Origin of the sequence: Staphylococcus sp. HMSC069D12 (genome assembly GCF_001810405.1) — a bacterium.
Lineage (GTDB): Bacteria > Bacillota > Bacilli > Staphylococcales > Staphylococcaceae > Staphylococcus > Staphylococcus haemolyticus.
In genome coordinates this window covers 1-288 of the sequence record NZ_KV801129.1, presented here as the reverse complement: position 1 = coordinate 288, position 288 = coordinate 1, and the positions used below count along the sequence as shown (strand labels likewise).

Sequence of the window (288 nt, the reverse complement as noted above, 5' to 3'; positions counted from 1 at the left end):
TTAATCCATTAACGGGAGAAAAAGTAGGCGAAGGCGAACCAACAACGGAAGTAACGAAAGAACCAATAGACGAAATTGTTAACTATGCACCTGAAATTATTCCTCATGGTACACGTGAAGAAATTGATCCAAACTTACCAGAAGGTGAAACTAAAGTTATCCCAGGTAAAGATGGCTTGAAAGATCCTGAAACTGGAGAAATCATTGAAGAACCACAAGATGAAGTAATCATCCATGGTGCTAAAGATGATTCAGATGCGGACAGCGATTCAGACGCAGATAGCGATT

At 39.9% G+C, this 288-nt stretch carries 1 protein-coding gene; it reads left to right on the top strand.

All coding sequences use genetic code 11. The features are described 5' to 3' along the window. Positions 1-288 (top strand): E domain-containing protein (locus HMPREF2737_RS10170; RefSeq protein WP_176744069.1); only part of this gene is annotated, 288 nt, incomplete at both ends.